The organism is Streptomyces beihaiensis, assembly GCF_026274175.1.
Taxonomy (GTDB): domain Bacteria; phylum Actinomycetota; class Actinomycetes; order Streptomycetales; family Streptomycetaceae; genus Streptomyces; species Streptomyces beihaiensis.
In genome coordinates this window covers 1-5,222 of the sequence record NZ_JAPHNL010000145.1, presented here as the reverse complement: position 1 = coordinate 5,222, position 5,222 = coordinate 1, and the positions used below count along the sequence as shown (strand labels likewise).

Annotated in this window: 2 rRNA genes; both read left to right on the top strand. The window is 57.5% G+C overall.

Annotation, left to right across the window (positions count from 1 at the left end):
• Positions 1 to 237 precede the first annotated feature (237 nt).
• Positions 238 to 1,765, top strand: a 16S ribosomal RNA gene (locus OFY01_RS14675).
• A 313-nt stretch (positions 1,766 to 2,078) separates the two neighbouring features.
• A 23S ribosomal RNA gene (locus tag OFY01_RS14670) occupies positions 2,079 to 5,200 on the top strand.
• Together the 16S and 23S rRNA genes form the textbook arrangement of a ribosomal RNA operon.
• The last annotated feature ends 22 nt before the right edge of the window (positions 5,201 to 5,222 follow it).

The following is a 5,222-nucleotide window of genomic DNA, read 5'->3' as shown; positions in this document are numbered from 1 at the left end:
AAGCGCCCGGAGGAAAGCCGGAGACTGAAGGGTCTCGGTGAGTACAAAGGAAGCGTCCGTTCCTTGAGAACTCAACAGCGTGCCAAAAATCAACGCCAGATATGTTGATACCCCGTCTACCGGAATCATTCCGGTGACGAGGTTCCTTTGAAATACACAGCGAGGACGCTGTGAACGGTCGGATCATTCCTCCGACTGTTCCGCTCTCGTGGTGTCGGACCCGATCACGGGTACACATTCACGGAGAGTTTGATCCTGGCTCAGGACGAACGCTGGCGGCGTGCTTAACACATGCAAGTCGAACGATGAACCGGTTTCGGCCGGGGATTAGTGGCGAACGGGTGAGTAACACGTGGGCAATCTGCCCTTCACTCTGGGACAAGCCCTGGAAACGGGGTCTAATACCGGATATCACTTCTTCTCGCATGGGAAGGGGTTGAAAGCTCCGGCGGTGAAGGATGAGCCCGCGGCCTATCAGCTAGTCGGTGGGGTAATGGCCTACCGAGGCGACGACGGGTAGCCGGCCTGAGAGGGCGACCGGCCACACTGGGACTGAGACACGGCCCAGACTCCTACGGGAGGCAGCAGTGGGGAATATTGCACAATGGGCGAAAGCCTGATGCAGCGACGCCGCGTGAGGGATGACGGCCTTCGGGTTGTAAACCTCTTTCAGCAGGGAAGAAGCGAAAGTGACGGTACCTGCAGAAGAAGCGCCGGCTAACTACGTGCCAGCAGCCGCGGTAATACGTAGGGCGCAAGCGTTGTCCGGAATTATTGGGCGTAAAGAGCTCGTAGGCGGCTTGTCGCGTCGGTTGTGAAAGCCCGGGGCTTAACCCCGGGTCTGCAGTCGATACGGGCAGGCTAGAGTGTGGTAGGGGAGATCGGAATTCCTGGTGTAGCGGTGAAATGCGCAGATATCAGGAGGAACACCGGTGGCGAAGGCGGATCTCTGGGCCATTACTGACGCTGAGGAGCGAAAGCGTGGGGAGCGAACAGGATTAGATACCCTGGTAGTCCACGCCGTAAACGGTGGGAACTAGGTGTTGGCGACATTCCACGTCGTCGGTGCCGCAGCTAACGCATTAAGTTCCCCGCCTGGGGAGTACGGCCGCAAGGCTAAAACTCAAAGGAATTGACGGGGGCCCGCACAAGCAGCGGAGCATGTGGCTTAATTCGACGCAACGCGAAGAACCTTACCAAGGCTTGACATACACCGGAAAACTCTGGAGACAGGGTCCCCCTTGTGGTCGGTGTACAGGTGGTGCATGGCTGTCGTCAGCTCGTGTCGTGAGATGTTGGGTTAAGTCCCGCAACGAGCGCAACCCTTGTTCTGTGTTGCCAGCATGCCCTTCGGGGTGATGGGGACTCACAGGAGACCGCCGGGGTCAACTCGGAGGAAGGTGGGGACGACGTCAAGTCATCATGCCCCTTATGTCTTGGGCTGCACACGTGCTACAATGGCCGATACAATGAGCTGCGATACCGCAAGGTGGAGCGAATCTCAAAAAGTCGGTCTCAGTTCGGATTGGGGTCTGCAACTCGACCCCATGAAGTTGGAGTTGCTAGTAATCGCAGATCAGCATTGCTGCGGTGAATACGTTCCCGGGCCTTGTACACACCGCCCGTCACGTCACGAAAGTCGGTAACACCCGAAGCCGGTGGCCCAACCCCTTGTGGGAGGGAGCTGTCGAAGGTGGGACTGGCGATTGGGACGAAGTCGTAACAAGGTAGCCGTACCGGAAGGTGCGGCTGGATCACCTCCTTTCTAAGGAGCACTTCTTGGCTGTTTCGGCAGTCCAGAGGCCAGGATGCGAGCGAACGTCTCGCACTGGTTGCTCATGGGTGGAACGTTGATTATTCGGCACCTTTTGACCTGCTCTGGTCGTTAGTACTGCTTCGGCGTGGAACACGGGTTGGAGGGGTGAGGGTGTCGGGCACGCTGTTGGGTGTCTGAAGGCGCGGGCGGTGAGCCCGGTCGTCTTCGGTTGCCGGCCCCAGTGCACTCGAATCGCATCTGGTTCGGGGTGATGGGTGGTTGGTCGTTGTTTGAGAACTGCACAGTGGACGCGAGCATCTGTGGCCAAGTTTTTAAGGGCGCACGGTGGATGCCTTGGCACCAGGAACCGATGAAGGACGTGGGAGGCCACGATAGTCCCCGGGGAGTCGTCAACCAGGCTTTGATCCGGGGGTTTCCGAATGGGGAAACCCGGCAGTCGTCATGGGCTGTCACCCTTGTCTGAACTCATAGGGCAAGTGGAGGGAACGCGGGGAAGTGAAACATCTCAGTACCCGCAGGAAGAGAAAACAACCGTGATTCCGGGAGTAGTGGCGAGCGAAACTGGATGAGGCCAAACCTCAAGCGTGTGAGACCCGGCAGGGGTTGCGTTTGGGGGGTTGTGGGATCTCTCTTCCACGGTCTGCCGGCCGTGGGACGAGTTAGAAACCGTTGATGTAGGCGAAGGACATGCGAAAGGTCCGGCGTAGAGGGTAAGACCCCCGTAGTCGAAATGTCAGCGGCTCGTTTGAGAGACACCCAAGTAGCACGGGGCCCGAGAAATCCCGTGTGAATCTGGCGGGACCACCCGTTAAGCCTAAATATTCCCTGGTGACCGATAGCGGATAGTACCGTGAGGGAATGGTGAAAAGTACCGCGGGAGCGGAGTGAAATAGTACCTGAAACCGTGTGCCTACAAGCCGTGGGAGCGTCGGGGTGTGCTTGCACATCCTCGTGACTGCGTGCCTTTTGAAGAATGAGCCTGCGAGTTTGCGGTGTGTTGCGAGGTTAACCCGTGTGGGGAAGCCGTAGCGAAAGCGAGTCCGAACAGGGCGGTTCAGTAGCACGCTCAAGACCCGAAGCGGAGTGATCTAGCCATGGGCAGGCTGAAGCGGAGGTAAGACTTCGTGGAGGGCCGAACCCACCAGGGTTGAAAACCTGGGGGATGACCTGTGGTTAGGGGTGAAAGGCCAATCAAACTCCGTGATAGCTGGTTCTCCCCGAAATGCATTTAGGTGCAGCGTCGTGTGTTTCTTGCCGGAGGTAGAGCACTGGATAGGCGATGGGCCCTACCGGGTTACTGACCTTAGCCAAACTCCGAATGCCGGTAAGTGAGAGCGCGGCAGTGAGACTGTGGGGGATAAGCTCCATGGTCGAGAGGGAAACAGCCCAGAGCATCGACTAAGGCCCCTAAGCGTACGCTAAGTGGGAAAGGATGTGGAGTCGCAGAGACAACCAGGAGGTTGGCTTAGAAGCAGCCACCCTTGAAAGAGTGCGTAATAGCTCACTGGTCTAGTGATTCCGCGCCGACAATGTAGCGGGGCTCAAGCGTACCGCCGAAGTCGTGTCATTGCGATATGTACCTCTAACGGGGATCGTGATGGGTAGGGGAGCGTCGTGTGCCGGGTGAAGCAGCACCGGAAGGTAGTTGTGGACGGTTCACGAGTGAGAATGCAGGCATGAGTAGCGATACAAACGTGAGAAACGTTTGCGCCGATTGACTAAGGGTTCCTGGGTCAAGCTGATCTGCCCAGGGTAAGTCGGGACCTAAGGCGAGGCCGACAGGCGTAGTCGATGGATAACCGGTTGATATTCCGGTACCCGCTGTGAAGCGTCAAACATCGAATCCAGTGATGCTAAGCCCGTGAAGCCGCCCGCCTTCTCTTTGAGTGGGTCGGGAGTGGTGGAGCCGGTGACCCGAGCTGGTAGTAGGTGAGTGATGGGGTGACGCAGGAAGGTAGTCCATCCCGGGCGGTGGTTGTCCCGGGGTAAGGGTGTAGCCCGAGTGGTAGGTAAATCCGCCGCTCTTGCAGGGTGAGACCTGATGCCGAGCCGATTGTGGTGAAGTGGATGATCCTATGCTGTCGAGAAAAGCCTCTAGCGAGTTTCATGGCGGCCCGTACCCTAAACCGACTCAGGTGGTCTGGTAGAGAATACCGAGGCGTTCGGGTGAACTATGGTTAAGGAACTCGGCAAAATGCCCCCGTAACTTCGGGAGAAGGGGGGCCATTTCTGGTGATGAGTCTTGCACTCTGAGCTGGGGGTGGCCGCAGAGACCAGCGAGAAGCGACTGTTTACTAAAAACACAGGTCCGTGCGAAGCCGTAAGGCGATGTATACGGACTGACGCCTGCCCGGTGCTGGAACGTTAAGGGGACCGGTTAGCTCCATTTCGGTGGGGCGAAGCTGAGAACTTAAGCGCCAGTAAACGGCGGTGGTAACTATAACCATCCTAAGGTAGCGAAATTCCTTGTCGGGTAAGTTCCGACCTGCACGAATGGCGTAACGACTTCTCGACTGTCTCAACCATAGGCCCGGTGAAATTGCACTACGAGTAAAGATGCTCGTTTCGCGCAGCAGGACGGAAAGACCCCGGGACCTTTACTACAGTTTGATATTGGTGTTCGGTTCGGCTTGTGTAGGATAGGTGGGAGACTGTGAAGCGGCCACGCCAGTGGTTGTGGAGTCGTCGTTGAAATACCACTCTGGTCGTGCTGGATGTCTAACCTGGGTCCGTGATCCGGATCAGGGACAGTGTCTGATGGGTAGTTTAACTGGGGCGGTTGCCTCCCAAAGGGTAACGGAGGCGCCCAAAGGTTCCCTCAGCCTGGTTGGTAATCAGGTGTTGAGTGTAAGTGCACAAGGGAGCTTGACTGTGAGACCGACGGGTCGAGCAGGGACGAAAGTCGGGACTAGTGATCCGGCGGTGGCTTGTGGAAGCGCCGTCGCTCAACGGATAAAAGGTACCCCGGGGATAACAGGCTGATCTTCCCCAAGAGTCCATATCGACGGGATGGTTTGGCACCTCGATGTCGGCTCGTCGCATCCTGGGGCTGGAGTCGGTCCCAAGGGTTGGGCTGTTCGCCCATTAAAGCGGTACGCGAGCTGGGTTTAGAACGTCGTGAGACAGTTCGGTCCCTATCCGCTGTGCGCGTAGGAGTCTTGAGAAGGGCTGTCCCTAGTACGAGAGGACCGGGACGGACGAACCTCTGGTGTGCCAGTTGTTCTGCCAAGGGCATGGCTGGTTGGCTACGTTCGGGAGGGATAACCGCTGAAAGCATCTAAGCGGGAAGCCTGCTTCGAGATGAGGACTCCCACCCACTTGATGGGGTAAGGCTCCCAGTAGACGACTGGGTTGATAGGCCAGATATGGAAGCCGGGTGACCGGTGGAGTTGACTGGTACTAATAGGCCGAGGGCTTGTCCTCAGTTGCTCGCGTCCACTGTGTT